Annotated in this window: 17 protein-coding genes; 15 read left to right on the top strand and 2 right to left on the bottom strand. The window is 59.3% G+C overall.

What is annotated here, in order from left to right; all coding sequences use genetic code 11:
- Positions 1-97 precede the first annotated feature (97 nt).
- The 9 genes from V1289_RS40630 to V1289_RS40670 all read left to right on the top strand — a co-directional run bounded on the left by V1289_RS40630 (position 98) and on the right by V1289_RS40670 (position 7,094).
- A complete protein-coding gene (locus tag V1289_RS40630; protein ID WP_334404827.1) occupies positions 98-1,810 on the top strand; it encodes a thiamine pyrophosphate-dependent enzyme in 1,713 nt (570 codons plus the stop codon).
- 136 nt (positions 1,811-1,946) lie between these two features.
- Positions 1,947-2,486, top strand: coding sequence for a hypothetical protein (locus V1289_RS40635; RefSeq protein WP_334404828.1), 540 nt, complete (start codon positions 1,947-1,949; stop codon positions 2,484-2,486).
- 636 nt (positions 2,487-3,122) lie between these two features.
- On the top strand, positions 3,123-3,341 hold the full coding sequence (locus V1289_RS40640) for a hypothetical protein (RefSeq protein ID WP_334404829.1): 219 nt from the start codon (positions 3,123-3,125) through the stop codon (positions 3,339-3,341).
- A gap of 223 nt (positions 3,342-3,564) precedes the next feature.
- Entirely contained in the window at positions 3,565-3,753 is a 189-nt protein-coding gene (locus V1289_RS40645; RefSeq protein ID WP_334404830.1) for a hypothetical protein, read from the top strand.
- Complete coding sequence (locus tag V1289_RS40650) at positions 3,750-3,959, top strand: hypothetical protein (protein WP_309184105.1); 210 nt, start codon at positions 3,750-3,752, stop codon at positions 3,957-3,959. Before V1289_RS40645 ends, V1289_RS40650 begins: the two co-directional genes overlap by 4 nt.
- A gap of 654 nt (positions 3,960-4,613) precedes the next feature.
- Positions 4,614-4,739 carry a hypothetical protein gene (locus V1289_RS40655; RefSeq protein WP_334404832.1) on the top strand — a complete coding sequence of 42 codons (126 nt, stop codon included), beginning with the start codon at positions 4,614-4,616 and terminating at the stop codon, positions 4,737-4,739.
- A 61-nt stretch (positions 4,740-4,800) separates the two neighbouring features.
- Positions 4,801-5,319: a hypothetical protein gene (locus V1289_RS50045; RefSeq protein ID WP_442896128.1), complete on the top strand. Its 519-nt coding sequence runs from the start codon at positions 4,801-4,803 to the stop codon at positions 5,317-5,319.
- Positions 5,320-5,322: 3 nt separating this feature from the next.
- A complete protein-coding gene (locus V1289_RS40665) occupies positions 5,323-6,489 on the top strand; it encodes a Gfo/Idh/MocA family protein (protein ID WP_334404833.1) in 1,167 nt (388 codons plus the stop codon).
- Entirely contained in the window at positions 6,486-7,094 is a 609-nt protein-coding gene (locus tag V1289_RS40670) for a LabA-like NYN domain-containing protein (RefSeq protein ID WP_442896129.1), read from the top strand. The genes V1289_RS40665 and V1289_RS40670 overlap by 4 nt, the downstream gene beginning before the upstream one ends.
- Before the next feature lie 82 nt (positions 7,095-7,176).
- Here the strand turns inward: V1289_RS40670 and V1289_RS40675 are convergent, their stop codons facing one another.
- The gene (locus V1289_RS40675) at positions 7,177-8,109 is read right to left on the bottom strand and encodes a LysR family transcriptional regulator (RefSeq protein ID WP_334404837.1); all 933 of its coding nucleotides are present in this window, start codon (positions 8,107-8,109) and stop codon (positions 7,177-7,179) included.
- A gap of 33 nt (positions 8,110-8,142) precedes the next feature.
- Between V1289_RS40675 and V1289_RS40680 the strand changes: the two genes are divergently transcribed.
- The 3 genes from V1289_RS40680 (at position 8,143) to V1289_RS40690 (ending at position 12,726) form a co-directional block, all read left to right on the top strand.
- Positions 8,143-9,006: an efflux RND transporter periplasmic adaptor subunit gene (locus V1289_RS40680; protein ID WP_442896130.1), complete on the top strand. Its 864-nt coding sequence runs from the start codon at positions 8,143-8,145 to the stop codon at positions 9,004-9,006.
- Positions 9,007-9,011: 5 nt separating this feature from the next.
- Positions 9,012-12,164: an efflux RND transporter permease subunit gene (locus tag V1289_RS40685; RefSeq protein WP_334407869.1), complete on the top strand. Its 3,153-nt coding sequence runs from the start codon at positions 9,012-9,014 to the stop codon at positions 12,162-12,164.
- Positions 12,165-12,240: 76 nt separating this feature from the next.
- Positions 12,241-12,726: a MarR family winged helix-turn-helix transcriptional regulator gene (locus V1289_RS40690; protein ID WP_334404839.1), complete on the top strand. Its 486-nt coding sequence runs from the start codon at positions 12,241-12,243 to the stop codon at positions 12,724-12,726.
- A 129-nt stretch (positions 12,727-12,855) separates the two neighbouring features.
- Here V1289_RS40690 and V1289_RS40695 read toward each other — a convergent pair whose 3' ends face one another.
- Positions 12,856-13,137 (bottom strand): hypothetical protein, encoded by a 282-nt coding sequence (locus tag V1289_RS40695; protein WP_334404841.1) that lies wholly within the window; start codon positions 13,135-13,137, stop codon positions 12,856-12,858.
- A gap of 311 nt (positions 13,138-13,448) precedes the next feature.
- Between V1289_RS40695 and V1289_RS40700 the strand changes: the two genes are divergently transcribed.
- The 3 genes from V1289_RS40700 to V1289_RS40710 all read left to right on the top strand — a co-directional run bounded on the left by V1289_RS40700 (position 13,449) and on the right by V1289_RS40710 (position 16,782).
- The gene (locus V1289_RS40700) at positions 13,449-13,868 is read left to right on the top strand and encodes a DoxX family protein (protein WP_334404843.1); all 420 of its coding nucleotides are present in this window, start codon (positions 13,449-13,451) and stop codon (positions 13,866-13,868) included.
- 357 nt (positions 13,869-14,225) lie between these two features.
- A complete protein-coding gene (locus V1289_RS40705; RefSeq protein ID WP_334404845.1) occupies positions 14,226-15,971 on the top strand; it encodes a CocE/NonD family hydrolase in 1,746 nt (581 codons plus the stop codon).
- A gap of 22 nt (positions 15,972-15,993) precedes the next feature.
- Positions 15,994-16,782, top strand: coding sequence for an enoyl-CoA hydratase/isomerase family protein (locus tag V1289_RS40710; protein WP_334404847.1), 789 nt, complete (start codon positions 15,994-15,996; stop codon positions 16,780-16,782).
- The last annotated feature ends 17 nt before the right edge of the window (positions 16,783-16,799 follow it).

Here is a 16,799-nt window from a genome sequence, read left to right on the forward strand (position 1 = left end):
GCGCAGTCAGGTTCAAGTCCTCGCATTCCGATACAAGCCCAAGCCTGCAGTTGGATGCATGTTGTGGCGGGAATGGTCACAGCAGGGATTGAATGCAATGGGCAAGCTGGTCGCGGACATCATTGTTGAAACCTTGCAGAATGCGGGCGTCAAGCATTGTTACGGCGTGGTAGGCGACACGCTTAATCTGATCGCCCGCTCACTCGAAAAAAGCGGCATCGAGTGGGTATCGGTGAGACATGAGGAAGCAGGAGCGTTTGCCGCGCAGGCGGAGGCGCAGGTAGCGGATCGCCTGACGGCAGTTGCCGGGAGCTGCGGCCCCGGTAGTCTGCATTTCATCAACGGGATATTTGAGGCTAATCGCAATCGTGCGCCCGTCATCCTGATCGCAAGTCAAATCATTCGCGACGAATTGGGCTTCGATTTCATCCAGGAGGTCGACTTCAAGCAGGTCTACAGGGACTGCAGCGTCTTTTGCGACATGATCCATACGCCGGAACAGGCGCGCCGGAAGACCGTGATCGCTTGCCAAACCGCCCTGGCGAAACGCGGTGTTGCCGTTCTGATCGTGCCGGCGGATATCTCCGCCTCAGTCGTGGATGATAGCATCCCTTACTCGGTGCATGTCGCCAAGCCCGTCACGCGGCCGAACGACGCCGATCTCGCCGAGATCGCAGATATTCTCAACAAAAGCGAAAATGTTGTGCTGTACGGCGGATCGGGCTGCCAGGGGGCGCATCAGGAGATTCTCGCGGTCGCCAACAAGCTGAAGGCGCCGATCGCGCATACGTCGCGCGCAAAGGACTTCCTCGAGTTCGACAATCCTTACAACATCGGAATGACCGGGATGCTCGGCAACGAGGCCGGCTACCACGCCTTGCTGGACTGCGATGCGTTGTTGATGCTGGGCGCCGACTTCGCTTGGCGGCAATTTTACCCAGACAAGGCAAAGATCGTGCAGGTCGATATTGACCCGACCCATCTGGGACGACGTCATCCGATCACGAAGGGCGTTGTCGGCGATGTAAAGGCGACGATGACGTCGTTGCTACCGATGCTGGTTGAGCGCACCGACGCCTCGTTCCGAAGCGCATACGTTAAACGCTACGCGAAGTATCGGGAGTCGGAACGGGCTAAAGTCGCTGTCGGCCACGATGGGAGCATTCCCGGAACCCATCTGACACAGGTGATCAGCCGCAGCGCAGCAACAGATGCGCTGTTCACGGCCGATGACGGTACCCCGGCGGCCTGGGCCTATCGCCATATCGAGGCGAACGGTGAGCGCCGCATTTTCGCTAGTCTGCTTCACGGAACGATGGCCAACGGCATGCCGTCAGCCATTGGACTTCAAAAGGCAGAACCCGGTCGCCAAGTCGTGTGCATGGCAGGGGACGGTGGAATTTCGATGCTGTTCGGAGACCTGATGACTGTCGTGCAGCAGGAGTTGCCGATCAAGATTGCAGTGTATGACAACGGCAAGCTTGGCTTTGTGGAGATCGAGCAAAAGGCTGAGGGGATGCTCGATACCTTTACGAAGTTGAAGAATCCGAACTTTGCAGGGGTCGCGCGCGCGTTAGGTCTCTGGGGCCAGACGGTTTCGGACGCGGACCAGCTCGAAGCTGCTGTGAAGGACTGGTTGGCGCAACCAGGGCCAGCACTTCTGCACGTGCACGTCAACCCGATGCAGCTCGTCATGCCGCCATTCATGCAGGTAGAGCCGGCCATCGGGATGGCGCTTTATTCGACTCGTGCCATTCTGCACGGTCGTGGAGGGGACGTCTGGGAAATGGTGAAGGAGAATTTCGTCTAGTCGAGCCGTCATCCTCCACAGTGAATGCGATGCGGCGGTGTGGCACCCCCTATCGATTTTCCGCGCAACATGAGTGTGGTCTAGCAACGCTGCCATGGGCTGACCGGGATTGCTGAAGTCACGGGAACCATCGGCTGTGCCCATTGCCAAATATTTTGTAGTTGTCGGAAGCGCGCTTGTTGTTCTTCTGCTGATAGCCGGCTGGTCTTTGCCGGAGCACCCGGAGAGTTTTCCTGATCGGCCGGAGGTCATTGACAGGGCGACTATCCGGATCCGATCCGAGCGCAAATGGCCGGAAAAGGTTGTCCTGGATACCAGTCAGCTGACGATCCCAACACCATCCATCGAGGTGGCGCCGACCGAGCAGTTGGTGGCGAGCCTGCCCGATGAGACAACGGATCAAACGCGCGTGGACTCCCTGGCCAAGCTACATCCAGATGCACGGCCGATCGATGCTCATCGCCGGCCCGCGCGAGCCAAACGTAAGCCAAGGGTATTTCCGTCGGTTCATGTGGCCAGAGCTCGTAAGCGCAACGAGCAACTAACATTGAGCACGGGCGAGGAGTGTTGTCGGTCTGAGTGGGCGGATGGGCCCGCATTATCAAAAGCTGTATCGCGTAAGCGTGTCGCGCGTCGGGACTCATGGATAGGCTGGCATTTCCCGGAGGCAAATTGAAGGTCAGGGCACTTCTGTAGGCCTCATCCTATGCGTCGCCGCCTGGCTTGCTGCGATCTTACGGACACGCAAGGATGCAGCGATTTGCCGCTCTGGAAGGTTGAGAGCAAAACCGCAGTTTCCCTCTAAACAGATCACGAATGACCAAGATTAGTAGGGGTGTTCACGATACCCTGAGATCACTACAGGAGTGATCGCCCACACCGGCGAGCTAATCGAAGTCTCGTATCGGGAAGTGGCCGGCTTTACAGAGCGCCATAAAACTTTCGTATCGTTCCGTGACCACTTTGGTCTATTGAGCCGGTGACCGCGATCGTCTTAGGCTGGATAAGTTGGAAAAGCGCACAGGATCATGAGGTGCGACGGTGAAAGAAGGATGATCGACCAGAAGCGACGATAGTACCAAGAGGAGACTGCAATGCTGAACTGCTCCGAAAGTCTTAGATGTGGCAGAGCCGCGCGATGCGCAGTTTGTGAGGGCAGGTTTGGTCTCGTCCGGTACTACTCGTGCCGAACTCCCCTTTGTTCCAAGAAGTGCGTCGATCGCTTCGGAGTTCGCCGGGCAAGTGACCGGAACTGGCTGCGTTGGCTCCAAATCGCCTTAGACCAAGCGACAGAGAACCGCGCGAGGGCTCTATGACGTTTCAGCAGATCTCACAACGAGCCAGCGGATATTTAAAAACGGCAGAGACTTTGCTTCGCGCTGCCCAAACCATGAGCGACCGAGCGATTGCGGGTCATCTTAAGGCCCATGCCGACGATTACCAGCGGCGAGCTGAGAAAGGCCCGCATGTTGATGCGGCCAAAGCATTCGTTCGATCGGCTGCTAACGCCGAAGGCGAGTGGTGTACATGACCTGATGGACAGCATCACGGTCCAGCCTGCGGAGGAGATGCGTGGTGAACGTTGGGATACTGGCGCGCGGCCCAGTCACGAACGTTTTATCCCTTCGTTACCGCCAGCGGAGCTTTAAAGTTGGGGCTGACATCCTAAATCCACATGAGATGACTTTCATCATCGTATGGTTGGCTCGTTCTCTAACTGCGGACTCCTTCTCTAACCAATGTTTGGAGTGAATATGGGCGAAATTATTCGATTTGTCCCAAAGTCTGAGCGCGAGCGAGCCCGGCTAATTCGAGAGGCCCGCGCGATATACGACCGCATCTTCCCGCCGGCTGATCCAGTCAGCGAGAAGAAAAAGGCTCCGGTAGGTCATGCGGTTAGCGGCGCCAATGCCCGTCGTAGCGACGGGGTTCTCCTGTCGTGATCAAGATCATCGCCGTGCTCTGCAGTCTCTCCTCTCCGGCAAATTGCCACGAGCAGACCGTGACCACCTCGGACTTCGCTGAGGTCTCAATGCAATCCTGCCTGATGGGCGCGCCGCAGCTCGCCGAGTGGATGAAGCAGCATCCGGTCGAGCGTCTGGCGGCATGGCGCTGCGTAATCGGCAAACAGGATGGCAAGGCTGTTTAGGGTGGAAAGCGGTTTTCCTCGAGAGTTCGCCGCCGATCCCATCGGCGTCGCGCCGCACTTGCGGAGCTGTACCGCGGTCGTGGACGAGCCGACATTGCTCAATTTGCAGGAGCGATAGGCGGTGCCCTTAGCCCGCTACTTTATCTTCGTCGAAAGCGCGCTTGTGGTTCTTCTCGCTGGCAGGACTTGGAAGAGGAACACAGTCTGGCGTTGCGCACGGAACTGCGCAGTAACCGTCCAAATGGATCAGGAATGAACAAGATCGTCCGAAGCAGGTCAGCTACTCCATATAGCATCAAGAGGAGCAAGTTACATGTCCAAACTTGCAATCGTTGCGACGACCTTGCTTGCTGTGTTTGACGGCGGACAACCCGTGTTTGCTGAGGAGGCAATATCGGAACCAAGGTGCGTATGCGGTCTATCAGCCGGTGCTGACCTGTTGAGTGCGGGCCGCCCCATCTTCTCCGACTCGGACAATGCGTCTGCGAACGAACGCGATTCCAGGATCGATGGCCACGCTCGACCGCCGCAGACGTTGTCGCGACACCATCGCCGCTCCTCCGCTGCGGACGCGAGATCGACCGCTGACGTGGCTATCACGCGCGCACGTACACCACGGATCTAACCAACATCTCGCGTGCGAGGAGCGTTTGCATGACCGAATACCTAATCGCGGTGCGCGCTGTGATCATCCTCTGGACTAGCCTTGCAGTGATGCCGGCCGAGATCGTCTTTGACGCGATTGAAGCCGAATTGGAGCGCGGTGGCGTCGAACTGTAGCGTCAAGTCGTTGAGGTGATGGCAGACGGGTCTAGTGATCGGCGGCCATGTGGAGCGGCGATTGGCGGCGGTGCTGGCGGTTGATGTTGCCGGCTACAGTCGCCTAATGGGCGCTGACGAGGTCGGCACTCTAGCCGCCTTGAAAAAGAACCGGCGCGAAGTGGTCGATCCTCCCATTGCTGCTCGGAACCGCCGCATCGTCAAGACGACGGGCGACGGCATGCTGGTCGAATTCGCAAGTGCTGTCGATGCGGTGATCTTCGCTGTTGAAGTTCAGGGGAGAAAGGCAGCGCGAGTGGCCAGCGGAGGCGGGCCATGCATCTTGTTTCGCGTCGGAATGGATATTGGCGCCACCATCATTATGCTGCGTTCGGCGGCCGCGGCCGATCGTGGCGCGAAGCTTTTATGCGCCTTGGCTTCCGGCGAAATGCCTTGGGATTACTGCATCGATCTCAGCACTCTGTTGAACACATTTCATCGCACATGCCTCCCGCTGAGGACTAACATCCTTGCGGGCGATCGGGCTGAAGGACTGGATTTAGAGTTTTCGTGCCGATCACTTGCAGCATGGCGAGGTTGAATTATGACCCAAGAAGAGATTCGTGTCGGAATCGTGGGTGCGGACACCAAGGCCAGTTGGGCGAAGGTGTCGCACGTTCCGGCGATCAAAGACCTTCCGGGCGTGAGGCTCGCGGCAGTGGCAACACGCAGCGAGCGGAGTGCACGGGAGGCAGCGGAAGCCTTCGGTGCCGATCGCTGGTATTCCGACCCCTTCGCAATGATCCGCGACGACCGGATTGATATCGTAACGATTGCGGTCAATGTGCCGGCACATCGCGAACTCGTTCTGATGGCGCTGGCCGCGGACAAAGCGGTCTACTGCGAGGCGCCTCTCGGACGCAGCGTCGCGGAGGCCAAAGAGATGGCGCGCGCGGTGCGTTCGCACCACACGGCGATCGGGTTGCAGGGCCGGCACAATCCGGCCGTGCGGCGCGCGGCCGAGTTGGTTTCCTTCGGAAGGATCGGGCGTCCGCTAAGCGCTAGGATTGTATCCCCTACGTTCGGCTTCGGGCCGGAAATCCCCGCTGCGCATGATATTTTCAATAGGCCGTCTTCCGGAGCCAACCTGCTAACCATCACGGGGGGGCATGCGCTCGATCTGGTGGAAGCGGTGCTGGGGCCGATAGTCGAGGTTGACGCTCGGACCGAGATTAGGTGGCCCCTCGTTAAGCTGACAGATACTGACGTGGAGAGCGTGCGTGCAACCGCCGATTACGTCGGCGTTTTGGGCAAGACGCGCTCTGGCGTCGCGTTCACGGCGGACATCGAAGCTGGCGTGAGCCCAGAGAATATTCGCTTCAGCTTCGAGGTCAGGGGTTCGGATGGATGGCTCAGCTTGACCAGTAATCACCCCTACGGCTTCCAGTTCGGGGATCTCAAGCTGACGTCAAACCTCGCATTCGTTGAACCGGACGCGGCGGCGGTCTCCGACGGGACCATCGAGACGGCGATCAATGTCGGGGAGGTGTACGCTCAGCTTGTCCGCGATTTGCATGAAGGGACCTACAGAACTCCGGGATTTCAACACGCACTTCACAATGCGCGCCTCATCGAGGCCGTAATGAACTCCGCCAAGCGGGGAGTGCGGCAGATGGTACACCACCCCCGAGACGCGCGTGCCGACCGACTTGAATCAACCTCTGAACGCGCGGCTATTCCAGGCCTCGCAGTTCTCGTCCCCAGGAATTGATGCCCATGTCATTCCGGTCCGACAAGCTCGCGCTGTTTATAGATGGTGCCAATCTCTACGCGACAGTGAAGGCGCTTGGCTTCGACATTGATTACAAGCGCCTGCTTCAGGAGTTTCAGGGCTGGGGCACGATGGTCCGGGCGTACTACTACACCGCGATCATCGAGGATCAGGAATACTCATCGATACGGCCCCTGATCGATTGGCTGGACTACAACGGCTACACGGTCGTTACCAAGACGACCAAGGAATTCATCGATGCAACCGGGCGCCGGAAGGTAAAGGGTAACATGGATGTCGAACTGGCGGTCCATGCCATGGAGCTGGCGCAGCATATCGACCATCTGGTGCTGTTTTCTGGCGACGGTGATTTCCGGCCATTGGCGGAAGCGGTGCAACGTCGCGGCGTCCGGGTCACGGTGGTCTCGACGATTGCCAGCCAACCACCGATGGTCGCGGATGAGTTACGCCGCCAAGCCGACGACTTCATCGACATCACTGAGCTGAAGCCTTTCGTCAGCCGCGATCCCTCGGAGCGCCCCGCTCCGCGCGACTCGCGCCATTACTCGCCCCAACTTGCGCACCGTGCGAGCTCGCCGAACTAGAGCGCGGTTTTCATCAATGTTGACCACGCGGCGCAAAATGCCGCTCCAGTCTCGCGCGCAGCAGAATAAGACTTCTAGGTCTTCAAAATGGGTTCTTGAGTGAACGTCGGCCCGAGCGTCCCTTGGGCGCGCGAACCATGTCGATGAATGCGCGCAGCGCGGCGGGCGGTTGCCTTCGGCCGTGATAGTAGAGATAAGCTCCCTCGATGCATGGCGACCAGGGTTCGAGGACGCGTACGAGTTGCCCGCTGCGCAGGAACGGCTCTGCCAGGGCGTCGAGCATGTAGACGATCCCAAGTCCGTCGAGCGCGGCGCGGATCGCCGTTTCGGCGGTGTTGACCGTGATGTTTCCGCGAGGAGAAACAAATTTCCTGCTGCCGTTCCGCTCGAATCTCCACCGAAAGATCTCGCCATCTCGTCCAATGCGAAACTGGACGCACTGGTGAGACGCGAGATCGTCCGGCATGCGGGGCGCCGGATGTTTTGCAAGATAGCTGGGACTCGCAACAACGGCCGCCTCCATCGGCCCTGTCACGCGGACCGCGATCATTTCGTCCGGCACGCGCTCACGCACCGCGAGGCCCGCATCGAACCCGCCCGCAACGATATCGATCGTCGGTCCGGAGTCGACACAGAGCTCTAGATGCACTTCGGGATAGCTCGACAGGAATCGCTGCCAGACCGGTGCGATGACCGTCGCTGCGGTCCACTGTTGCGTGTAGATCCGCAGGCGACCGGAAGGACGGCGGCGCTCCTCCTTCAGTTCCTCCAGCGCATCCGAGATCTGATCCATGCCTGGCCTTAGACGTTCCAACAGGCGAAGGCCGGAGTCGGTCAACGACACGCTGCGTGTTGTTCGGTGCAGCAGCCTCACGCCGAGACGTTCTTCCAGCTGCCGGATTGAATGACTGAGGGCGGATGAGGTCACCCCGAGCTGGGCCGCTGCTGCACGAAAGCTGAGATGGTCGGCGATTGCGAGAAAGGTGTTGAGGTCATTGAGGTCGCCGCGATTCATTGATGAATTCCTCTCAATACCAGATGGACTGATATGAACGGCCCTGCCGGAGTGCGGGCGAATTATGATACAGCGATCGCAAATCAGAAGAGCCTGGAAGCGCAGGTGCAAGCGGCCGAGGCTCAGGTCAACCTTTCGCAGATCAACCTCGACTACACAGATATCCGTTCGCCGATCGACGGAAAGATCGGACGCACTGCGGTCACCGAGGGCAACGTCGTGAGTCCCACCACGGGGACGCTGACCACAATTGTCAGCCAGGATCCGATGTATGTGACCTTTCCCGTCTCGGTGAAGCAGGCATTGGTGTTGCGCGAGCGATATGCTGCCAAGGGCGTTCGCGACGCGGTCGTCATCGTTCTAAGGCTTCCGGATGGTCGCATCTACGGCCAGACCGGGCATTTGGACTTTGAGAGCAACTCCATTACCCAGACCACCGACACACTGCTGTTGCGTGGCACAATTCCCAATCCCCCGCTTTACTTGGCGCCCAACCCGGTGCGCGAGCTTACCGACGGAGAATTGGTGACTGTCATGCTTGAGGGCGCGGAGCCCGTCGAGGTTCCCGCAATCCCTCGTGCGGCCGTGCTATCGGACCAGCAGGGTAACTACGTCCTTGTCCTCGGTACGGAGAACAAGGTCGAGCAGCGCCGCATCCAGGTCGGTCAGTCCACGACGACGATCGCATCGGTCACGACCGGCCTTTCGCTTGGCGACAAGGTCATCGTCGAAGGAATTCAGCGCGTGCGACCGGGGCAGGTGGTCGCGCCAGGCCCGGCCAGCGCTGGAGTCCAGGCCGCCATGAATCAGCCGGAGCGGGTTGGGCCGAGACCGGGCGCATCGCAGCTTGGCAGCACAAATGCGGCGCAACGGGCGATGACGCGGGATGGCGGGTGATTGATATGATCTCGTCGGTTTTTGTCGACCGCCCTCGGCTGGCGATTGTGATCGCATTCGTCATGACCATCGCCGGCTTGCTGGCGCTGACACAGATTCCAGTCGCGCAATTTCCCGACATCGTGCCGCCACAGGTGACGGTCACCGCCACATACCCAGGCGCCTCGGCCTCGGTGGTGGAAGCGAGCGTCGCCCAGCCGCTCGAGGCGCAGGTGATTGGCGTCGACAAGATGCTCTACATGAAGTCGACGAGCGGTGACGATGGGTCGTATACGCTGACGACGAGCTTTGCGCTCGGCACCAATCCAGACATCAACACGGTGAACGTCAATAACCGCGTACAAGCGGCGTTGGCGCAACTGCCGCCCGAGGTGCAGCTTCAGGGGGTGACGGTTCAGAAGAAGTCGTCAGCGATTCTGCAATTCATCGTTCTCTATAGCGATACGGGCGCCCAGGATCCGGTATTCATCACCAACTATGCGGTGGTCCACGTCCTGGACGCGATCTCGCGGACGCCAGGCGTCGGGCAAGCGACCCTGTTCGCCAAGATGAACTATTCGATGAGGATCTGGTTCGATACGCAGCGACTAACAAGCCTCAGTCTTGCGCCATCGGACGTCGTCAACGCGATTCGGGCCCAGAGCGTTCAGGCCCCAGTCGGACGGATTGGAGCGCGCCCGACCGACGACAGCCAGCAGTTCCAGCTGAATCTCCAGACCCAGGGGCGACTGGCGACGCCGGAGGAATTCGGCAAAATAGTGTTGCGTGCCAACCAGGATGGCTCGTTGTTGCATGTCAGCGACGTCGCCCGCGTCGAAATCGGCGCGCAAAATCTCGACAGCGAGTCGCGCATCGATGGCCGTCCCGGCGTCGGCATCGGCATCTATCTCGCTCCGGGCGCCAACGCGGTGGCGACCGCCGCCGCTGTACAACGTACTTTGAAGGAGGCTTCTGCCCACTTTCCGGCCGGCCTCAACTATCTCGTCCAATTCGACACCACCACATTTGTAACCGACACCATCAAGGAGGTGCTGCGGACGCTGGCCGAGGCGTTCGTCCTGGTTGTCGTCGTGGTCTTCCTGTTTCTTGGAAACCTGCGCGCGACCATCATCCCAATGGTCGCCGTTCCCGTCAGTTTGATCGGGACATTCGCCGTTCTGCTGGTGATCGGCTATTCGGCGAATACTGTGTCTCTGCTCGCCATGGTGCTCGCGATCGGCATTGTCGTGGATGATGCGATCGTCGTCGTCGAGAACGTCGAGCGGGTTCTCGAAGAAGAGCCCGGCCTGTCGCCAGGAGAGGCAACCAAGAAGGCCATGGCGCAGATCACGGCGCCTATCATTGCGATCACGCTCGTGCTGCTTTCTGTGTTCGTTCCGATCGCGTTCATTCCGGGGATTTCCGGCACGTTGTTCCGTCAGTTTGCAGTCACCATCAGCGCGGCAATGCTGATCTCGGCGATCAATGCGCTGACGCTGTCGCCGGCCCTCTGCGCGCTGTTCCTGCGGCACACGGGGCCGCGCCGCGGCGTCCTGGCCAAGGTCCTCGCGGGGATCGATTGGACCCGAGATCGTTATGCCGGGGGGGTGCGCTGGCTTTTGCGAATGTCCATTCTGTCGTTGGTCGCTGTAGCTGTTTTCGCTGGCGGTATCTACGGCGTCTCGCGCATCGTGCCTACCGGGTTCTTGCCGGAGGAGGACCAGGGCGCCTTCTTTGTGATGGTCCAGCTGCCGGATGGAGCATCGGTCGCACGCACGAGCGAGGTCACCAAACGCGTTGAGGACATCCTGAAAGGGATGCCGGCAGTCGATCATACGATGTCGATCATTGGCTATTCGCTCCTCGACGGCGGCAATCTCCCGAATGCCGCGTTTTTAGTCGTGCGATTGAAGCCGTTTGAGGATCGGACCACCGCTGCCGCATCTGCCCAGGTGCTCATCCGCAAGATGTTCAGCGAAGGATCGAAAATTCGCGAGGCTAACGTCGTGGCCTTCAATTTTCCGCCCATCATCGGCCTGTCCGTCGGCGGCGGCTTTGAATACGTGCTCGAGGCTCTGGAGGGGCAGGAGCCCGCAGCAATCAATAGCGTCATGGGCGGCCTCATTGCCGCGGCCAATCGGGATCCCTTGCTGGCGCGGGTGTTTTCGACTTTCACCGCCACCACTCCCTCGATTTATCTCGACATCGACCGCGGCAAGGCGCAGGCGCTCGGCCTCAACATAAATGACGTGTTCACAGCCCTGCAGGCCACGTTCGGCGGCATCTATGTCAACAATTTCAACATGCTTGGCCGGACCTGGCAGGTCAACGTCCAGGGCGAGGCGGCTAATCGCAACGATATCCCGGACCTCTGGCAGGTCTACGTTCGCAATAACCGCAACGAGATGGTTCCGCTTCAGTCGATTGCCAACATGCGTTTCGAGCGGGGCCCGCAGGTCATCACGCGCTATAACAACTATCGAGCCGTCACCATCAATGGCGGGCCGGCGCCTGGGGTCTCCTCTGGCACTGCCCTGGAGGCCATGCAGAAGGTGTCCGACCAGACTTTGCCGACGGGTTTCAACTTCGAATGGACCGGCACTGCTTATCAGGAGAAGGCCGCTTCCGGCCAGACCGGCATGATCCTCTCGCTTGCTGTCTTGTTCGCATATCTGTTCCTGGTCGCGCTCTACGAGAGCTGGACCATTCCCATTCCTGTTCTTCTGTCCGTCGTCGTTGGCGTACTCGGCTCGTTCGCCGGCATCAAGGTGGCTGGGCTTAGCCTCGATCTCTACGGTCAGATCGGGTTGGTTGTTCTGATCGCGCTCGCAGCCAAGAATGGCATTCTGATCGTGGAGTTTGCCAAGGAGCAGCGCGAGGCCGGAGTGGACATTGACGAGGCAGCCGTTTTGGGCGCGCAGATGCGCTTTCGGGCCGTGATGATGACCTCAGTTGCCTTCATTCTCGGTCTGGTGCCGCTGGTTGTGGCAACCGGCGCCGCTCAGATCAGCCGCCGCGCGGTAGGAACGGCCGTGTTCGGTGGAATGATCGCTGCAAGCTCGATCGGCATCTTCCTGGTGCCGATGCTTTATACGACGTTCCAGCGCCTCCGTGAGCGTCTGAAGGGGCGATTTGGTCGTCGGCCCGGCGTGACGAACGCTCCGGTGCGTCATGGGTAAGAGGCATTATGGCGTCGCGGCGCTTCCGACAAATACCAATCAAGTTTATGGAGGGCGTTCCCGGAGATTGGAGTTCTTGCTTTACGGCGTTGCGCGCCTGCTGCGAAGGCAATTCGACTCGAAAGCACGCGGATTGCGCCTCAGTAGAACTCAGTGTCAGGCACGGCTCTATCTCCATCGAAACGAAGGCATCAATCAAACGTGCCTGGCTCAGCTCCTCGATGTGAAGGCGATCACTCTTGTGCGGCTGATCGACAAGATGCAAAGCATGGGATTGATCGAACGACATACCGACCCATCCGATCGGCGAGTCTGGCGACTTAACTTGACGCCGGCTGCGCGGGCCAAGGTGGCGGAAGTCCGCGAATTGGGCGATCTCACCCGCAGCGAAGCATTGGCGGGACTTGCGCCGGCAGAGATCGAGCTACTGGTCAAGACACTCCAGGTCGTAAGGGCCAACCTGTTGAACGCATACAATTCGTCTGCGATCGAAGGAGAGAGTGTGGGCACACACGAGACTGAACGGTGCTCCCAAACAAATTGCCCCGGCGTCCGCGGGTGAGGTCGACGCCGGGGCTACAGCTCATTCCATTGGAACCGGGGGGACGGGGGAATGAGCCGATATTGGAGCAGGAGGGGGGACGCACTCATCACTGCAAAACGCGTCGCCGTCGACGGAGTAAGCTCCTTACTAATCGCGTTCAGAGAGTCCGGCAGACACAGCTGACTGCTTGCCCATCATGTCCGAAAGTAGCCGAGCCCATGAGCTTGCAAACATCCTTTGCTCGTGAGCTACGATCGCCATGCGCTTTACCATCCATTCGCTGCAGAGGCTTACCGCTTCCGAGGGAGTTTTTGCGGCCATGATTCTGGAACCGTAGTCCAGCTCGAGATCACGAATTTCCCTTAGCTTTTCGAGCCAGGCTCGATGCATGCCACGCATCTGTTCGAACAGATGAGCGTTGGAATTCATCGTATGCGCCCTTTCTCCCTGGTCACATGCGTCCATGGAAGCTATCCAATTCTTTTTGAGCGGGTCCGAGTGACGCCAAAAGCCAATCTCTGTCTTGGATCCTGACGAGACCTGGCGACAATACCCCTCAGCAACGGGCATGTGTGCTGAATTGTATTCAGCAGAATGCTGAGAAATATGGTGTTGGCCTCGATGTTACGATCGAACTTTACAATCGTAAAGGATAATGTTAACGCAGGAATTGGTCGTCAGGCCGTCCCCCTTCCGACCGCCGCTAAACGTCAACACGAGTGTCGCGAAAAGAGTCGAACATGGAAATTACAAGATTTCTGCCACTGCTTGGTCGCATACTTATCGGTCTGCCGTTTCTCGTGAGCGGCCTCGGCAAGCTCGCCGCCTTCGGACCGACGACAGCCTACATCAGCAGCGCGGGCTTGCCCCTGGCGCCGCTGGGCTGGGCGATTGCCGTTGCCTTCGAAGTTGGCGGTGGAGTGTTGTTGATACTTGGGTTTCGTGCGCGGGAGGTGGCGTCAGGCCTTGCGGTGTTCACCCTGGCAGCGGCGATCTTCTTTCACCACGACTTTGCTGACCGAAATCAGATGATCCATTTTCTCAAGAACATCATGATTATCGGCGGTCTTTTGCAAATCGCGCATTTCGGCGCCGAACGCTACAGCCTTGACGCACGCAGAACGCGGGATACCAAAAATATCGCCGGTGCGACCGCCTAGAGCGCCGGACGTAAGCCGCTACCAGCGCAAGACAATTCTCACCATCGTGGGGCTTCTGGCCAAGCCGGGTGCCCTTTCAGTGCGTCACGACCGAGCGTGCGCTGACAAGTATTGAGAATGCTCGGGCGACGACGTGCAGTCGTCACGCTCCCGCGAACGCCTTCCTCATCCAATGCAAACAATTTCCAGGGCGGTCGGAGCGCTTCCTCACCGCGATATATCGAAAGTTATACTTTACGAACGTAAAGTACAATGGTATCTTCCAATCCGTGCAGCGCGGACGACGATCAGTCGATGCCACGCTCGCTATTCCGAAATGCCGGCGGTCAGCGTCGCGAAATGGGCGGAGACGAAGCGATGATCGAGGAGCGAGACATCAGTGTCGCCATGCGAGATGGCACGCGGTTGGCGGTAGACGTCTATCGACCGGATAAGTCGGGCAAGTATCCCGTACTTTATGCGTCCGCCCTGCATAACAAGGACATTCAAGGCCCCGACATCGCGGACATATTGCCGCCGCAACCGGCCCACGCACCGCTCTGGTTCGGTCCCATAGAGGCGGGCGACACGCGGCGTTTTATCGCCAACGGCTATGTTCATGTGATCGCGCAGCCGAGGGGCTCGGCCAAGTCGGAGGGGCATTACGGCAACGAGGACACAGACCACTACGACCTGATCGAATGGATCACCCAGCAACCTTGGTCAGACGGCAAGGTCGGGATGGTCGGCATCTCCGGATTTGCCGGAGAACAATGGCGCGCGGCCGCGCAGGGACATCCGGCCCTGAAAGCTATCTTCCCGTACGACGCGTGCAGCGCGTATGGCGGCATGTTCGGATTCCGCGATTTCAATCCCGGTGGCGTCCTTCATTCCTTCCCCTATTTGCTCGACGTCTTCAGCACGGTTCATGAGCCGCGTGACCGGCCCGCGGAACTTCCCGCCGCGGAGGAAGACCTTTGGCGCCGGGCGATGCGGAATCCGGACTATAAGCAGTACATCAACCTCTACAACATTCTCACTCAAAAGGGGCAGCGGACGTTCATCATGTATCTCATGATGACACATCCCTGGGAGTTCGACGGCACTGTCGAGCGCGCGGAAGAGACCTTCAAGAAAATCAAAATACCATTCTATACCGGTTCAGGAGCTTACGCCTACACTTACAAGCTCCATTGGCTCGGCGCACAGCACTACTTTCAGAATGTCGATGCGCCAAAGAAGCTGTTGTTTACGGGCCCGGCTCATCTGGAGCGGCCATTTCATCAATACCACGACGAGATCATCCGGTGGTATGACCATTGGCTGAAGGGGCAGAACACCGGCATCATGGACGAACCGCCGGTGCGCTACTGGCTCATGGGTGCCAACGAGTGGCGAACCGGAATGGATTGGCCACTGCCCGAGACACGATGGACAAAATACTATCTGTCGCATTGGGAGACTCTGTCGACCGAGCCCCTACGACCCGCCTCCGAGCTCGGAGCGGCCGCGCGCGAGCCTGACGTCTTCACGCAAATGCCGGTGACCCGAACGACGAAGGTCGAGCGGCTGCGCTATATGACCGATCCCTTGCCGCACGACGTCACCGTCGCCGGCCCGATCACGCTGACGCTGTTCGCGGCAATCGATCAGGAAGACACCAACTGGATTGTCGTGCTCAAGGATGTAGGACCCGACGTCTCGGTTCGTACCGCGCGCGAAGGTGAACGCGATGTTCCGTCGACGCTGCCCGAACGCGAGCTGACGCGGGGCTGGCTGAAAGCGTCTTATCGGGCTCTCGATGAGAAGCACTCCAAGCCCTGGGAGCCGTTCCACAAGCTCACGCAGGATTCGATTGCTCCGGTGAAGCCGGGAGAAGTGGTCGAGTACCGGATACAGATCCTCGCCACGGCAAACCAATTTAAGGCGGGGCACCGGATTTGCCTCGATATCACATCCATGGATGTTCCGACCGGCACCGGCGCGATGACCAATGTCGAGTACATTCCATACCACGTTTGCAGCAGCAGGACCGTGACCCACAGGATCTATCGGGATGCAGAGCGGCCATCGCATCTGCTGCTGCCCATCATCCCTGAACCCCGCGATCAGCGTCCGGCCTGACGCCGGCCAAAGGAGAAGTGCTATGACGACGATCCGATTTGAACGAGACGGCGCGATTGGCAATATCGTGCTGGCCAACCCGCCTTTTAACCGACTGGATCTGCGCTTTGCGGAGGCTTTGCGGGTAGCCGTACGCCAGGCCGGTGAAAGCGACATACGTGTGCTGGTGGTTCGCTCCGAAGGGCCGCATTTCAGCTTCGGCGGCGAAGTCCGGGAATGGCCGGGAAGGGATGTCAATTGGTTCCGGACGTTCGTTGCCGACGTGAACGTATCCTATCGCGCCATCGAGATGCTGAAAATACCCACCGTAGCGGTAGTGCAGGGGATCGCCTTCGGTGGCGGTTTCGAGCTGGCGCTGGCATGCGATTTTCTTGTTGCGGCGGACAACGCCACCTTCCGTTGCGTGGAAGTCACGACAGCTATGCTGCCGATCGCCGGCGCTCTCCAGCGAATCGCCGAGCGCGCCGGTCGTGCCCGGGCATCACGATTTGCCATGCTGGGCGAGCCCATTTCCGGACGCGAGGCCGGTGCACTTGGAATTGCCACGCATGTAGTTCCCGAGAAGGAGCTTGGGGCAGCCGCCGCCGCATTGGCGAAGCAGCTCGCGACAGGGCCGACCAGGTCGTACGCCGCGACGCGCACGCTACTCAAGGCGTGGTCAAGCGGAGGCGTGGCCGCTGCGGACCTCGTAATGCTCGACGTGGCGATGGAACTCTACGACGGCCCTGATGCGCAGCGCGGCTTTGCCAACACAGCGGATGCGTTCAACAAGGATATCGAGCCGCCGACCCTTGTGTTCGAAGGGAAGTAGATCGACCGCGAAAGGAC

Origin of the sequence: Bradyrhizobium sp. AZCC 2289 (assembly GCF_036924615.1) — a bacterium.
Classification (GTDB): domain Bacteria; phylum Pseudomonadota; class Alphaproteobacteria; order Rhizobiales; family Xanthobacteraceae; genus Bradyrhizobium.